Origin of the sequence: Stieleria sp., assembly GCF_041595215.1 — a bacterium.
Lineage (GTDB): Bacteria > Planctomycetota > Planctomycetia > Pirellulales > Pirellulaceae > Stieleria > Stieleria magnilauensis.
In genome coordinates, this window is sequence record NZ_JBFHKV010000059.1 from 1 (window position 1) to 15,577 (window position 15,577).

At 60.1% G+C, this 15,577-nt stretch carries 11 protein-coding genes; 3 read left to right on the top strand and 8 right to left on the bottom strand.

What is annotated here, in order from left to right; all coding sequences use genetic code 11:
- The 3 genes from ABX749_RS04055 to ABX749_RS04065 form a co-directional block, all read right to left on the bottom strand.
- Positions 1-533, bottom strand: a 533-nt coding sequence (locus ABX749_RS04055) for an IMP dehydrogenase (RefSeq protein ID WP_372894868.1), incomplete at its 3' end; no start/stop codon positions are given.
- 85 nt (positions 534-618) lie between these two features.
- A complete protein-coding gene (locus ABX749_RS04060) occupies positions 619-2,253 on the bottom strand; it encodes a hypothetical protein (protein ID WP_372894869.1) in 1,635 nt (544 codons plus the stop codon).
- Between the two features lie 223 nt (positions 2,254-2,476).
- Positions 2,477-3,085, bottom strand: a complete 609-nt coding sequence (locus ABX749_RS04065) for a hypothetical protein (protein ID WP_372894870.1) — start codon at positions 3,083-3,085, stop codon at positions 2,477-2,479.
- 73 nt (positions 3,086-3,158) lie between these two features.
- On the opposite strand from ABX749_RS04065, the gene aroB reads away from it, so the two are divergent.
- Positions 3,159-4,274, top strand: coding sequence for a 3-dehydroquinate synthase (gene aroB, locus ABX749_RS04070; RefSeq protein ID WP_372894871.1), 1,116 nt, complete (start codon positions 3,159-3,161; stop codon positions 4,272-4,274).
- A 44-nt stretch (positions 4,275-4,318) separates the two neighbouring features.
- Here the strand turns inward: aroB and ABX749_RS04075 are convergent, their stop codons facing one another.
- On the bottom strand, positions 4,319-5,245 hold the full coding sequence (locus tag ABX749_RS04075) for a fructosamine kinase family protein (RefSeq protein WP_372894872.1): 927 nt from the start codon (positions 5,243-5,245) through the stop codon (positions 4,319-4,321).
- 300 nt (positions 5,246-5,545) lie between these two features.
- Here ABX749_RS04075 and ABX749_RS04080 point away from each other — a divergent pair, with 300 nt between their 5' ends.
- Positions 5,546-7,516: a redoxin domain-containing protein gene (locus ABX749_RS04080; protein ID WP_372894873.1), complete on the top strand. Its 1,971-nt coding sequence runs from the start codon at positions 5,546-5,548 to the stop codon at positions 7,514-7,516.
- 228 nt (positions 7,517-7,744) lie between these two features.
- A complete protein-coding gene (locus ABX749_RS04085; protein ID WP_372894874.1) occupies positions 7,745-8,317 on the top strand; it encodes an RNA polymerase sigma factor in 573 nt (190 codons plus the stop codon).
- A 225-nt stretch (positions 8,318-8,542) separates the two neighbouring features.
- On the opposite strand, the gene ABX749_RS04090 is transcribed toward ABX749_RS04085, so the two are convergent.
- The 4 genes from ABX749_RS04090 to ABX749_RS04105 all read right to left on the bottom strand — a co-directional run bounded on the left by ABX749_RS04090 (position 8,543) and on the right by ABX749_RS04105 (position 15,321).
- Complete coding sequence (locus tag ABX749_RS04090) at positions 8,543-10,009, bottom strand: hypothetical protein (RefSeq protein WP_372894875.1); 1,467 nt, start codon at positions 10,007-10,009, stop codon at positions 8,543-8,545.
- Positions 10,010-10,056: 47 nt separating this feature from the next.
- Entirely contained in the window at positions 10,057-13,641 is a 3,585-nt protein-coding gene (locus ABX749_RS04095) for a family 16 glycoside hydrolase (protein WP_372894876.1), read from the bottom strand.
- 66 nt (positions 13,642-13,707) lie between these two features.
- The gene (locus ABX749_RS04100; RefSeq protein WP_372894877.1) at positions 13,708-14,712 is read right to left on the bottom strand and encodes a DUF1559 domain-containing protein; all 1,005 of its coding nucleotides are present in this window, start codon (positions 14,710-14,712) and stop codon (positions 13,708-13,710) included.
- A gap of 114 nt (positions 14,713-14,826) precedes the next feature.
- Positions 14,827-15,321, bottom strand: a complete 495-nt coding sequence (locus ABX749_RS04105) for a cell division protein FtsH (RefSeq protein WP_145207040.1) — start codon at positions 15,319-15,321, stop codon at positions 14,827-14,829.
- Positions 15,322-15,577 lie beyond the last annotated feature (256 nt).

Sequence of the window (15,577 nt, forward strand, 5' to 3'; positions counted from 1 at the left end):
GCCGTTAAAATTCGCTCAGCTTCCTCAAGCGTTACATTCCCCGTCCCCGTCACCAGATTCTCACAGGTCATGACTTCGGAAATCGGGAGGTCTGGGTTCTCTAGGAAACGCAGGTCGCGGCGGGTCAAGATTCCGGCCAGTTTGCGGTCCTTGTCCACGATCGGGATGCCCGAGACGTTGGCCTGGTCCATCAGCTCCGCGGCCCGGCTGACCTTTTCCCCCGGCTCGAGGGTGACGGGGTCGACGATGATGCCGTTGGCCGATCGCTTGACCTTCAAGACTTCTTTGGTCTGCAATTCGGTGGGCAGATTTTTGTGAATGATGCCCAATCCGCCTTCTTTGGCCAGTCCGATCGCCATTTCGGCTTCGGTGACCGTGTCCATCGGCGATGACAGCAATGGGATTTGCAGGCGAATGCGCTGAGTCAGTTGGCTGCTGACGTCGACTTCGCTGGGCACGACTTCGCTGTAGCGGGGTTCCAGCAGGACGTCATCGAAGGTGACTCCGGAGTAGCTGATTTTGTCTTCAAACATGCCAAACGTCCTGACCGAGCGAAGCTGCGAAACGGGAAAAGCTTGGCAGTATGACGAAGTCGCATCGCGAGCGGAAGTCGCCCAACTAGAGCGGGAATTCTTCTTCCGCAGCGGCTTCGGCGTACAGCGGCATGTGCCGGTAGTAGACTTCCAGGATCATCGTGGCGAAGGAGGTCAGGCACAATCGGCCGGCTTCACTCATGTGGGGGGCCCCGTTGAAATACCAGCTTCCCTTGGCGCCTTTGGATTGATCTTGGGTTTCGACCAGCCAATCGCGCAGTTCGGCGTTGAACTTGTCCCACTCCTTTCCGCCGTGGTGGCGGAGCACCTGTGCGGCGTAGTAGTTGTAGTACAAGTCGGGTTTCTTGACGCCGATTTTGGTCAGGTGGCCGACGCCCTTTTTGATCCCGGGGTGGTTCTTGTCCCAGCCGGTGTACATGCGGCACAGCAGTCCGACGGCGGTGGTCGCCGGACGCGGCGTGGCCGAAGGTTTGTTGTAGCCGTAGATCGAACCGCCGTCACTGGAGACGCGATCGAGGAACAGCGTTGAGCCTTGGATGACGTTGGGCGGGATCATCAGGTGTCCCATGTGGCCGCTTTTGAGCGCCATCACTTGCCAGCCGACGACGGAGGTGTCACCGCCGCTGGAGTCTCGTTTTCCGTACCGCCAGCCGCCATCGCGGCACTGCGCCAGGGCGATAAAGTTGAGTGCCGCTTGGGCCGGGCCGGCCAAGTCGGGATCTCCGGTCATCGCGTAGGCTTCGCACAACGTGATCGCGGCCAGTCCGTGGTCGTACATGTTGCCGCCACCGGTGTAATCGATGTAGGGCAAGCCATTCTCTTTGCCGGGTTTGCCGTTTTGAATCAGAAATTTCAAACCGCCCATCACGACATTTTTGAATTCACCTTGCAGGTGCGTCTGGCCGGCTCCCATGAACGGCAGCAGTGCGAGCGAGGTGGCGGCGTTGAGTTGTTTGGCGCGGCTGGCCTTGGTGCAGCCATTGCCGCAGGCGCCGCGACAGACCAATTCGTGTTGGAAGGTCCAAGCTCCCGCGGTCGGTCCGCTTTTGATTTGGTGCCGGGAGAACCATTTGAGCGCTTCGGTCACTGCCGCTTCACTGCTGTCGGTGCCGCCATACTTTCGCAGCAGTTTCTCCTTCATCTCGGAGCTTCGGCTGCCCATCGGCTTCATGCTCATCGCGTTCATCGACTGCAGCGTCGCCGCGGCCGGTGCCATTTCGGCGGCAAAGTCACTCATGTCCAACGGCACCGCGGCGATGTCCAGCACGGGCACTTCCATCGCGACCGGTTCGACCATCTCCACCGGGTCGGTGATTTCCACCTCTTCGGTTTCTTCTTCGGCTTCTTCAATCTCGCCCGGATCGAATTCCTCGATCGACAGTTCTTCGATCTCCGGCCCGTCGTCGCCTCCGCTGGACGCCGTCAACACGTTGACGATCTGGATCGGATCGGCGATCGAGACCAAGCCCAGGATCAACAGAATCAGCGCGTGGACTAATGTGCTCACCAACCAAGCGGGCATCGCTTGGAAAAATAGAAAACGATGGTTGGTTCCGACCGCTTCCTCCTCGTCCTCGGATTCCTCCGCATCAACCAGATCCGCGTTCAGCACCGCATCGGAGATCGAACTCTCATCGGTTTTCGGGCCCTTTGCGTTGTCGTCGCCTAATGCCTCATCGGGATTGGCTGCAGTGCTCACGAAAGCAATTCCTGAAGTCGTACGGAGGGGGAAAATCGGAGAAGACCTGGGTTCACAGCGGCCAGAAATTGCCGACTGTCTGCCCTAAAGTATAAGCGAAAGAGGGATAATCCAGCGCAACGGAAATCCACATTCTGCGAACGCAATCGCCGCGAGATTGTACCCACGGTCCGTTCGTACCCCGTGAATGGCCTGAAATGGTTGGGTCGGCTAGTTTGGGGGGCTACTGGTCCTCAGCGAGTTTCTTTTCTCGCATCTCCACCCGCAACGGTTCGAAGTCGGCGATCCGTTTCAGGAACGCCGGCAGCGCATTGCGAAACCGTTCGGCGAGCTGGACTTGCTGATTTCCGTCTTGTTTTCCGATCCAGCCCTGGTCCAAATCGATGATGACCTTGGCATCGGGAAACCGCTTCGCCTCGGGGTCGGAGAACCACAGCGTCATGCACGACGACTCGTTCAAACGCGATCGGATCGGTTCGTCGCGCACAGAATCCCAGATGTAGCTGCGGTCATCGAGCAGCAGGTGTCGCAGATGTCCGAGCCCCGGCATGCCGGTCAAACGCAGCGGTTGGGCCTCCGACGCCGGCTGATCAGGCTGGGAAATCAGATGGATTTCCGCGGCCAGTTGAAACGCCTCGATCACCTCGGGCCCCCAGAATTGTGTGCTCTGCTCCAGCCGTGTCCGCCGTGCCCAGATGCTCAGTGCGGCCCCCCCGATCCCGAACAGCGCGACGCCGACGCCGAGCAAGATCCCCCGCCGCGTGAACTCGGCACGGGGGTCATTGAACTTGTCGGCGTGCCGGTCGCTATGGTCGTCGGTTGGAGAGGTCATCGGTTAAACTGCCGGAAAATGATGGGGAGATCGAAATCGAATCGCGCGCCGAGTCCACTTGGATGACAACACAATGAATTCAGACCTTGCCACCGATCAGGGTGAAAGCACCGTTTTAGTCGACTTGGGTGATCGTAGTTATCCAATTCACATTTCCACAGGGGCAACCGGGCGGATTGCCGCGGCGTTTGAAAAAACACTCGGTGACACCAGCCACGCGCTGCTGATCCATGACGCCGCCGTTGAGCCTTGGGCAGAGACGTTGGCCGCCCAAATCCGCAGTGACACCCTGCGGGTGGACATGGCGTCGGTGCCGTCGGGCGAGCCCAGTAAATCGATCGCCCAGTACGAGGAACTGTTGGATTGGATGCTCGAGCGAGGCGCGGACCGACGCAGTGTGGTGATCGCCGTCGGCGGCGGAGTGATCGGAGATCTGGCGGGATTCGTCGCCGCCTCGTTCGCCCGCGGCATCCGATTTGTGCAAGTCCCCACGACCTTGCTGGCGATGGTCGACAGCAGCGTCGGCGGCAAGACAGGGATCAACCTGTCAGGGGCAAAGAACATGGTCGGCGCGTTCTGGCAACCCGAGCTGGTTTGGATCGACACCCTGGCGATGAAGACTTTGCCCGATCGCAGCTACCTGAGCGGATTGGCCGAAGTCATCAAATATGGCGTGATCGATGACGCCGCGTTCTTTGACTATCTGGAATCTAACGCGGCGGCGCTGGTCGATCGTGATCCCGACGTGTTGCGGTATGCGATCCAGCAGAGTTGTCTGTCCAAGGCACGTGTGGTCGGCGAAGACGAACGCGAAACCAGCGGCCGACGGGCGATCTTGAATTACGGGCACACCTTCGCCCACGCCATCGAGGCCACCGCCGGCTATGGGGCCTTACTGCACGGAGAAGCCGTCTCGATCGGAATGCAAATGGCCGCGTCGCTGGCGATCCAGTTGAACCTCTGCGAGCCCGACGTGCTGGAACGTCAAACGCAGCTGTTGCAGGCCTGTCAGTTGCCGATCACGTTTCCCGCAGCCGACGTCGCAGCCATGTTGCCGGTCATGATGCGCGACAAAAAAGTTGCCCACGGCAAGCTGCGATTCATTCTGCCGACCAAGATCGGACACGTCGAATTGGTCGGTGACGTCGATCCCGCCGAAGTCGAAACGGCGATCCGGGCGCATCGTTGAGTGGGTGAAGAAGGTAGGAAGATTTTGAAGGTAGGAAAATCTCCTTACCTTAAAACCTCCGCTGCCGTCCGGCGGCAGGCACTCGCGTACGACGACCCGAACAAATTCAAATGGTTCAGCTGGTGGTACAGCATGTAGATCGCCACCCGCCGTCGCCAGCCGTCCGCCATCGGCCACTCGTCTTGGTACGCCTGTTCGAATTCGCCAGGACAGTTGCCAAACCATTTGATCATGCCCCATTCGGCTTCGCGGCATCCTCGGTACACGGCCGGATCGATCAACACCGGTTGCCCCTCGTCGTCGAACAGGTAGTTCCCGCTCCACAGGTCACCGTGTAGCAATGAGGTTTCTTCGCCGCGCCCGGCCAACAGGTCGTCCATCCGGGCGACGATCCGTTCGCAGTCGGATTTCAAACGCGCATCGGCGAGTCCCTGGTCGGTGGCCCACTTGATCTGGAAACCGATCCGCCGGGTGGCGAAAAATTCCGCCCACGAGTCACAGGCTCCGTTGGGCTGCTTTGCCGAGCCGAGATAGTTGTCTTCGGGCCAACCGAAATGTCTGCCCGCGGTGGCTCGATGCAGTTGGGCCAGTTGCCGCCCGAAATCGGAAAACCGTTCCGGCGACGATCCCGATGGATCGATGGGGATGAATTCCATCGCCAAAAACGCTTGATCGCCGACGACATCGACGGCCAGACCCTGCGGGACGCGGATCACGCCGGCTTCGGCTAATGCCTGCAATCCACGGAATTCACAGCGAAAATTCGAAACCATGTCCGCTGCATTGCGTTTGATCACAAGCCGAGTCGGCGGTTCGGTCGGGCCGTGCTCGAAGGATTTTTGCCAAGACGTCACGTCGTCACAGCGAATCGTCACCACCGACACCTCGCTGATGCATCCGCCACCGAGCGACCGCTGATCGATTACGTCCAACGATACGTCCAATAATTGGGAGAGGGACTCTGCGAGCATGATGCGAGATGGAGGTTTCCGGCAAAAAGAATGAAACCTGACGGTGTCCTGACCGGTATTCTAACCAGGGAGCTGTTTGCCGCGCGGCTCACGCCCAATGCCACTTACTTTGACACCAATCGGAGTGTTTTTTGATAGCGGCAGGGCGCGAGCCCTCCGATCTTTCACGTTGTTTTCGAGCTGAAACCGGACGGCTCGCGCCGTTCCGCTACCTCCTTCAGTGCCAAAGTCGGTGGCATCGGGCTCACGCCCCCACGCCGGCTTCCCCTCACGCCCTTGAACCGCCATTCCAGAATGAAGATGCAGCGACGTCAATCGAATGTAAACCTGATCGTTTCGGCCGCCTCGTGTTTCGGCCTGTTGGTCGGATTGTGGATCGCGCCGGCGGCGGCTGATGAGCCCGTTGCCGCTTCGGCGTTCGGCACGCAACTGACTCGCATCGATCTGGATGACTATCGCGGCCGGCGGTGGCAGCTGGAGGATTTTCAGTCCGATTCCATCTTGGTCGTCGCGTTTCTCGGCACCGAATGTCCGTTGGCCAAGCTCTACGCCGTGCGTTTGCAATCGATGCACGATGAGCTGTCCGGTGCCGGCGTTCGGATCATCGGCGTGATGAGCAACCGGCACGATTCCCTGTTGGACATCGGTTCGTTCGCCCAGCGACAAAACCTGACCTTTCCGATCGTCAAAGACGCCGGCGGGCGTTTGGCCGACCAACTCGCCGCCAAGCGGACGCCGGAAGTGTTTGTGTTTGATGCCAAGCGACGGCTTCACTATCGCGGCCGTGTCGATGATCAGTATGGCATCGGCTATGTCCGCGATGAACCGCGTCGTCACGATCTCCGTGCGGCGCTCGATGAGTTGATTGCCGGGGAACCGGTTTCGGTTCCCAGAACCGAGGCGGTGGGTTGCATCATCGGCCGAAAGAAGACGGTCCACAGCGATGCGTCGGTGACCTACGGTGGTCAGGTCGCGGCGATCCTGAATCGCCACTGTGTCGAGTGTCATCGCGCAGGCGAGATCGCTCCGTTTGCGTTGACCGACTACGAAGAGGTCGCCGGCTGGGCGGACATGATCGCCGAAGTCGTACGCGATCAACGCATGCCGCCCTGGCACGCGGACCCCGCCCACGGTCACTTTGTCAACGCCAGGCTGATGAGTGATGAAGAGAAACAGCTGCTCTATGATTGGGCCGAGGCCGGTGCACCGGCCGGGGACTTGAGCGATCTGCCGGTGCCGCCGGCGCAGGTGGCCGGTTGGCAATTGCCGCGCGAGCCCGACTTGGTCTTCAACGTCAGCCCCGAACCGTTCGAGGTGCCCGCCGAAGGTGCCGTGCGCTACCAATACTTTCGCGCCGATCCGAAACTGGATCGTGACGTTTGGATCGAAGCGGCTGAATTGAAGCCGGGCAACCGCAGCGTCGTTCACCACATCCTTGCGTTTGCCGTCCCCAAGGGACAACGCCGTGGCCTGGATGGCGCGAGAGGATTTTTGGTCGGTTATGTTCCCGGTGCCCGCGTCGAACCCTGGCCGGCCGGTCACGCCAAACGCATCCCCGCCGGCAGCGAATTGATCTTTCAAGTGCACTACACGCCGATCGGAACGGTGGCGATCGATCAAAGTGAACTGGGGATCTGTATCAAGGAGGACGCGACGGTCACGCACGAGATCGTGACGACCAGTGCGGTCCAGTCGAGGTTTGCGATTCCGCCGGGAAAGGCCGATCATCCGGTGTCCGCCTCCAGTCCCAGGTTTCCCGCCGGTGCGAAATTGTTGAGCATGAGTCCGCACATGCATGTCCGTGGCAAATCGTTTGAGTACACGATTGAATCGAGCGGCGAGCGTGTGCTGTCGATCCCGCAATACGATTTCAGCTGGCAAACCACCTATGTGCTCGAGCAGCCCTTGCCGCTGAAGGAAGGCGACCGGATGCTATGCCGTGCGACGTTTGATAACAGTGCAGCCAACCTCAACAATCCTGATCCGACGGACACGGTGACTTGGGGGGATCAGACGTGGGACGAGATGATGATCGGTTATTATCATCTGTCCGTCCCGCGCGACGGCGAGGCTTCTGGCCCCACGGCGGCGGAGCTTCGTCGTGCGGCGGTCCAGCGCGCCGTTCGTTTGGCGACGTTTGATCGGATCGACCGCGACAAGGATGGAAAGTTGACCAAGGCACAGACGCCGCGAAACCTGCACAAGGTCTTTGAGGAGTTGGACGCCGATGGTGATGGAGTCCTGACCCGTCAAGAAGCCGAAACGAAGTGATCCCATTGGCTGGTTCTTGACGATTCACCGATTATGGTGAAATGACAATCTTCGCTGGTCGATCGGTCATCTCGCAGCGTGATTGGCGGCGGAGCGTGCGGAAACGCAATTCCCGCCGGGGGGGCGGATCACAGGCACGGTCCGGGCGTTTACAATTCGTCAGGGTCGTTTGTCGTCAGCGACCCCACGATCCTGGGTTTAGCAGCAACGAAAAGTGGAATCGACCGATTGGGCGTTCAGCGAGAATTTCAAGAGTCCGAACTGATCGATCGGGCACTCGCAGGTGACCGTTCGGCGTTTGCCGAATTGGTGCGTCAGAACCAAGACCGTTTGTTCGCCTCGATGTTGCAGGTGACCGGTTCGCCCGAAGAGGCCGAAGAAGCGTCGCAAGAGGCCTTCATCCGCGCGTTCGTCAAACTGGACACGTTCCAACGCAACAGCCAGTTCTTCACGTGGGTCTATCGGATCGCGTTCAACAGTGCGTTGACGCTGCGGCGAAAAAAGAAAGCCCGCGTCTCGCTCGATCAGCTTCGTGAAGACAACGGCATGGAAATGGGCGGCGATGACGAAGGCGTCGACGAGCCGATGTTGCGTGACGAACGCGTGTCCCTGGTCCGCCGCGCGATCGACACGTTGACCGAAGAGCATCGCAAGATCCTGGTGCTCCGCGAGATGGATGAGTTTGCGTACGAAGAAATCGCCGAAATCCTGGAGATCTCGATCGGGACCGTCCGCAGTCGCCTCAGTCGGGCACGACGCCAATTGAAACTTGCGATCGAGTCGATCGAGAAAGCCGAGTGACCTCCGGCGGGACGCTTGACGGTCTGTTGATTGAATCAGCCGTTTGGGCGCGAGCCTACGGGCCTCGGTGTGTTGTTCGGGTCATTGTGCCCGTACGCTCGCGCGATACGGCTAATCCTGCCTGTGATCCGACTCCACCAACAGGACGCGTGAGCGAGCGGCGCGTGTTGTCGGTGTTTCGGTCACGCGCCACTGGCTGACGCCACGTGCTGGGATCGGATGCGGCTACTTCGCCAAATAGCTGGCGGTGTAATACGCCTGGGGATGCAGCAACGTTTGTCCCGCGGCGTTTTTAATTTTATCGCACAGGAACTCGTGGACGTGTCCCCGTTGCAGACCGTCGACGACCAGCCGCACCTTCAAACCATCTTCGGAAACGGTCGCCGATCGAATCGTCGGTTGCGTGTGGTCGACCTCTGGACTGCCGTACTGCGAACGATACTCGTACGTGTAGGTTTGCAGTTGATAGGTCGCCGGGTCGGTCACCGAATCGGGGTCGACCGGCTCGGTGAATTCGAGTTCAAAGCCATCGGGTTGCAAGCGGATGGCGAGGATTTCGAAAGGCGTCTTTCCCGTCCAGTCCAACCGCTCGATGGCAAACGGCCGCGTGCCGACCGAACCCCAGCCGCGGTTCGTGCCGCCCACAAACAGCGAACCATTGGGCGTCATCTCGACTCCCACGTTCCCCGACGCGAACCCGGAACGAAACGGAAAGCAAACGCCTTGCATGTGTCCGTCGACCTCTTCCAAGAACACACGCATGATGGTGCTGGCCGATTGGTCGGCGACAAACAGTTGGTTTTGAAACGGGCCGAACTTGCCGTCGGTGGTGTCGCAGGCGATGCCCGAAGCGCTTTTTCCCATCTTGTTGTAGGGAAACAGAACCGTCGGCATGTCCAATTCGGCGATCCGGTCGGCTTCGATGTGCAGTCGCGAACCGCTTTCCGGCTCGACCGGTTTCGGCCCCATCGTCGATTCGGCATCGGCATACCATTTGAATCCACCGGGGTGGCCGACGAATTTTCCTTGCCGTAGCGGTTTCAACGCACAGGTTCCATTCCAGGGACCCTGGTTGTCGGTGTAGTACCAGCGCCCTTGGGCATCGGCGGCGATACCGGCCGGTGAACGCACGCCGCTGGTCATCGGCAACGTTTGGCCATCGGGCGTGATCTTCATCGCCCAGCCGCGAAAGGGCACGTCACTGTTGAACGATCCGGTCAAACACAGCGTGACGGCCATGTTGCCGTCTTTGTCGAATTTGGAGCCGAAGGCGTACTCGTGATAATCCGTGGACACGCCCCAGCCGTCGGCGACGGTTTCAAACACGTCTGCCGCGCCGTCGCCGTTTTCATCTCGCATCCGAGTGACTTCACAGCGCTGGGTCGCGTACAACCAGCCCTCCCGCCAAGCCAGACTGAGCGGTTCATGCAACCCGCGGGCGTAGAACGAAAACTGGTCGGGGCCGACCGTTTCGGCGAGCGGGTCGGCGATGCGAAAGATGTCGCCGCGTCGGCTGCAAACCGCCATCGAACCATCGGGCATCAGCTGGAAACCACAAGCCTCGATGACTTCACCGATCGGAGTCTCGAAGGTGGTGATGGTGTAGTAGTCGGATTCTTTTGCCGATTGCGCCGAGGCAATCGTCGCCATCGAAAGCAGCGCGACAATGGGCAGTGGAAGGAGAGACTTCATGGAGAGAACGGGTTGGTTGGTGAGGGGTGAGTTGAAGGCGGGGCGTATTACCACTGAATGATCTGCGTGACGGTGGCGGTGTTTTTCGCCGGCAACTGGGCACGTAGTTCGCTTCGGCCGTCGACCGTAACGATCTCGCACTCGGCGCCGGCGATGGACAGCTTGAGCGGTCCGACTTGGTACAGGTCGTCGCCGGTGGTTTCAATCGTGGCCGCCTGGGCGATCCGCCAGATCCATCCCCGCGAGCGATCGTCGGACGAACGCGTGATGGTCAGTTGTCGCTCGAATCCGCCGGGGCCGAGTGGCCGAATCGAATCGGTCACTTGGGCGTCGTCGATGGAATACAGGAACGTCGGATTGCCGCCTTCATCCAGTCGGTAACCGCCGAACCGATAACCGAGTTCGCGACCCGATTCACTGGGCCAAGTCATGTCGATCGAATCACCGCGCGCCAACGGCGTCCAGGGTTCGAGTGGATTGATCGAATCGCCGGCCGGGGTGGTGCGGCCCTGTCCGCGTCCGGTCCAGTGCCGAGCGGCATCGATGAACTCGTGCTTCCAAACCGAATTCAGTCCCATGCGTTCGGCGTCCCAGATCAAGTTGACTTCGCCGGGAAAACCGACGGCGATGCCGCGACCGGACACGCCTTCGAAAAAGTTGCGATAAATCCTCGGACGCTCACTGGCCGTCAACAGGATCGCGCCGACCCTCAGTCCGGTCGGTTCTTTCGCGGATGACCCGGCGGCGAGATAGGACCACATTGCGGCGACTTGTTTGTCCGGATCGCCGTGGTACAGACTGGTGAACGAACTCTTGCCTTCGGGGAAACTGTTGGGCATTCGCGTGCCCGGCCGGTACTTCGTCGGGTCTTGCAGGTAACGGTTGAACCAGTCGGCTCGCAGGCGTTTGGGCATCGCCAGCAAATCGATCACGCCGATGCCGCCGCCTTTGACGTCGTTGTAGGAGTGACACTTGATGCAGGAAAGTCCGGTGGCTCCGACAAGTTTCCGCCCGTTGTTGATCATGGCTTGGCCCGCCGACTCAGGCGGCGTGGAGTCGGTGTCGCCGGAATCCTGTCGATCCAATCGCACCAGGCTCTGGTGCAGCAGATCCAAGTTGCCCGCGCCGAAGCCTGGCATGCGGGTCAGCATGTAGGGGCGCTCGTTGGCTCCGGCGGAAAACAGATCGGTCAGATAGTCCGACTTCAACTTGTCGCCGACTCCATCGAGCGGCGGCGGCAAGCGACTCTCCCAGCCCATTTCGGCCGTCGTCGTTTGGAACGACGCATCGCGTGCGACTTCGGGACCGCCGAACTCACCGCGTTGATGACAGGCGTAGCAGTTCAGCCCGGCCATCGTCAGATGCACGAGGTCGGCGTCGGTGATCGAATAGGCAGTGGATTGAACATTCTTTCGCAGCCCGATCGCGTGTCGGATCGCCAGCCGTTGCCGCGGTGACAGGTGGAAATCGACGGCGGGCCTGGAGACCGAGTTGGCGAGACAGCCGCGGTCCGTTCGTACGTCGGACAGTTTTGGGGCTTGGCTGGCGGCGGGGCGTGTCGATTGAAACTCATGGCACGAGGCGCATCCGACCGACTGGAACAATTGTCGGCCATTCTCGACGGAATTTGGATCCGGACGGAACTCGCTGGCCAACAACGGACCAGAGTCTTCTTTGCCGTCGGTGATGGCTTCGCGGAGTGGCACGCGGCCGAGCAACGGGTCCTCGACAAACGCTTCCAGTCCGACGCCTCCGGCATTGTTGAACCATTCGATTCGCACGGGATAGGTTCCCGCGGCCAGTTCAAAGGTAGCGCTTTTGGTCACGACCGGATGGATCCCATCGTTGTCGAGTTGGTGCGGGCCGATGATCAGCCGCGAGCCGTCGTCGCTGGCGATCGAGAACTGGTACTGGCCGGCCGCGGCGATCCGAATCTGTGACTCGAACACCATCGCGGTGTGCAGCGGATCGCCGTCGTGTTTGAGCTGCAGGTCCGAAACCAGATCTTCCGAGACGGGCGTCAAGGCATCAAAATCGGGCAGCCGTTCCCACTGGCCTTTGTAGATTCGGCGGCGGAATTTGGCATCGTTTGCCCGCTCGGTGACCTTGCGAGTGAGATAGCTGGCGATCGCGAAGGCATCGCCCATGGAGCCGACCAAGGAAGGCATGCGGGCGCCTTTGCGGACGGCATGGGGTTGGGCGATCAGCTTGGCAAGTGAGTCGACGGTGTACTTCACATCGACTTGACCGAGCGGAACGGTCGTGGCCATCGGCGTCTTGGTGCCGTCAAAGGAGGCGTGGCAGGCGACGCAGCCGACGCTGTGATAAAGTTTTTTGCCGCGTTTGACGGCACTCGGTTTGGCGGGGCGATCGGTGAGATCCGAGGACGTGTCGGTCAGCAACAGGTAACTTGCAATCGAGGATGCGGCGGAGTGACGTTGCTGGGCGTTGAGTCCCATCCAGGGATCGGGCATCGTCGTCCCGGTCTTCGTCTTGTGGGGATCGGCGATCATGTCGACCAGGGCATCGGGGCGCAGTCGCTCGCGCACGTCCGACAGCACGGGGCCTTTTTTGATCGGCAACACGCCTTCGGCACCTTCGTGACAGGAGACGCATCCGAGCGTGCTGATCAACAGTTCGCCGCCGAGACCTTGAGGGTCCTCGCGGCCGGCGAAGAACCGTTCGAAGCCGGGAACGATCGGCCGCGTCGCTTCACGGGCCGCGTCGCGTGGGACTAACCAGATGTTGCGAAACCGGACCGGGTTGCCGTGGTCCTGCAACACGATCGGTCCGTCGTCGGGGCCTTCGCGAAACTTTGCCGCGGTGGTGCTGTTGGGAACGGCGACATCGTTTTGCACGGTGATGCCGTTGAGCCGAACTGTCATCCGCGCGTCAGAGATTTTTGTTTTCCCCTGGTACCGCGCGGCGGTGAAATCGACGTCGTAGGTTTGCCATTGCATGGGCGGCAAACAGGCGTTGAAGTCGGGGGCCTTCACCCCGTAAATGCCACCCGTTTCATTCGCCGCGCCGGAGAGCCCAAACGAATCGAGAATCTGGGTCTCGTAGCGTCCTTGATGGTACACCCCGCTGTTGCCGCGCGCTTGCCCGCTCGCCTCGGGCATCCAGGGGGTACGGAATTCAAGGTGCAGTGTGTAGTCGCGAAACGTCTGCTTGGTTTCGGTGCCTTGCTGTAGCAGCCCCTCCTCGGACAGAACCCCGCCGTCCCAATGGGCCAGCGATTCTTGGGATCCATCGAACAAGACAATGGCGTCCGGTGGCGGCGTGGCGCCGAGCGAAGGCGGTGTGCGCTCGACGCGTTTGAGTTCCAAGGATTCGGCCAAGTCCGCGACCGTGTCTTCGTCGCCGTCCAAACGGCGCGGCGGGTTGCCCGCGCCGACGATGCGATCGAGTGCGACGTCGTAGACGATGATTTCGAACTCACCGTCGCCCAACGCAATGACCTGCATGCTGCGGTTTTCGCCAGAATATTCACCCTGGACGGTGAAGTCGGGGTCGGTCCGGTGGTTCTGGGATGACGGGGAGTCTTGGGATCGGGCCGGCAAGACGCTGACGGCAAAAAGACAAACGAGTGTCACGCAAGAAGACGCAAAACGCGAAGACGCAAAACGCATGGACGGTCGACGGTGGGAAGATGATCGAAGGCTGGACTGGATTGCGTCACAGCATACACGAACCGATCAATGATGGTACGGGATGATCTCGCGCCCGTTGACCGACGCTTGAGCGCGATGAATCTGTAAATCCAAGTTGTAATCCATCAGCGTGACACGTCCGTCGGCGAATGCCACATTCCAACCGCTGTGATGCGTCGCGCCGAAATCATGGCACTCCAAACAATTGGCCCGCGAATCCATTTTTGGCGATCGTGCCGCGTAGCGGACATACGAGTGGGAAGAGATGGGGACGTTGTGGTAGCCCGCGATCGGAGAGCGGTCCCCGAACCCGTCTCCGGTCTCCAACTTGTTCAGGTCCATCGCCTTCTCGCCGACCAGGTAGGTATTGCTGAGCCCGTCGAAGATGGTGTTGAAACGCGTCCGCTGTCCGAGCACCCAGATGCCGTCGTGGGTCAACTTGATCGCGGGCGCTTCGCGGCTGTTGGGGGTGACGCTGTGGTCGATGACGGCCGAGCCACCGTTCATTGCGTAATCGTTGCGTGCCCCGGCGTCGCCGTAACGAAGACTGTACGGTTCGTGCAGCGGGTACGGCTCGGCATCGCGGCGCGAGGGGCAATGCAATGTTTCGACAGGAACCCGGACCAGCGACTGAATCCGATCCGACGGCGTCACGGCCATGGATCGAGCGAGTGGTTGGATCTTCGTTGCCAATTGTGGTTCTTCCAGATAAAGCAACACCTGTGTGATCCACGTCCCCCCGCCCAGATTCGTTCGAAAACGATTCTCCCGCTGGGTGATCAAAAATCCGGGACGCTCACCCCCGTAGCCCGGTAACGACTTGAACGCCGATTCGTAATTGTGGCACGCCAAGGCCACTTGTTTCAGCCGATTCTGGCACTGCATCACGCGGGCAGCTTCGCGAGCCGCCTGGACGGCGGGCAACAGCAAGCCGACCAAGATCCCGATGATCGCGATCACCACCAGCAGCTCGACCAGGGTAAACGCGTGGCGCGACGCGAGGTTGCGACTCGGGCGGGACGCAAAATGGATGGGATCAGAAGCCGGCATCGCAACAAACCTGACGGAGTACGGCTGACGAGCGTCTCACGAAGAGGCCTTCGTTATAGGCGATCAGTCAGCCGCTTGGCAAAACCTTTTTGAGGTTTGGCTTCTTTCCGGCGTTCAGGTTCGGATCCAAAACGACAGGGTATCGGCTAATTGTTCGCCGTCGAGGTACTCGTGCGCCAGCAATTCGTCGGAGACCGCGGCAATCGCCGCCCAGCACAGATCGTCGCTCAGGTGGTGGTGCAACCACACCAGGATCATTTCCAGAAGCTTTGTGCGGCGACTCGGGTCGGGGATCAATGGTTCGCTACGTTGCCAGGCCCATGCCCAATCGTGTTGCCAAGGACCGAAGGTGGCCGGGTGAAGTTTTTCACCCCGATAGATCATCTCGGCGACGGGACCGGCGAGAATGGTCAGCACTTCACGCTGAACTTGCCAGTCGCTGTCCGCGACGACACGTCCCCAATTGACGTGGCAGTCACCAAATCGTTCCGGCAGCCACTCGTCCGCTTCACCGTACAGACCGACCGATTCGATTTCCCCGCCGAGGACATACCCCACGACCGCATGGCCCGCTTCGTGGTAGGCGGTCAATGTTTCGTCGTCGTGCATGGCGGGAGAGAGAGGGAGAGAGGGAGAGTGGGAGAGTGGGAGCGGCGACAAGAAAATGGGTGACAGGAAAATGTGGTCGGGGTCTCAGCTTTGAAAATTGAAAATTGAAAATTGGAACCTGGAACCTGGAACCTGGAACCTGGAACCTGGAACCTGGAACCTGGAACCTGAAACCTGAAACCTGAAACCTGAAACCTGAAACCTGAAACCTGGAACCTGGAACCTGGAACCTGGAACCTGGAACCTGGAACTTTCA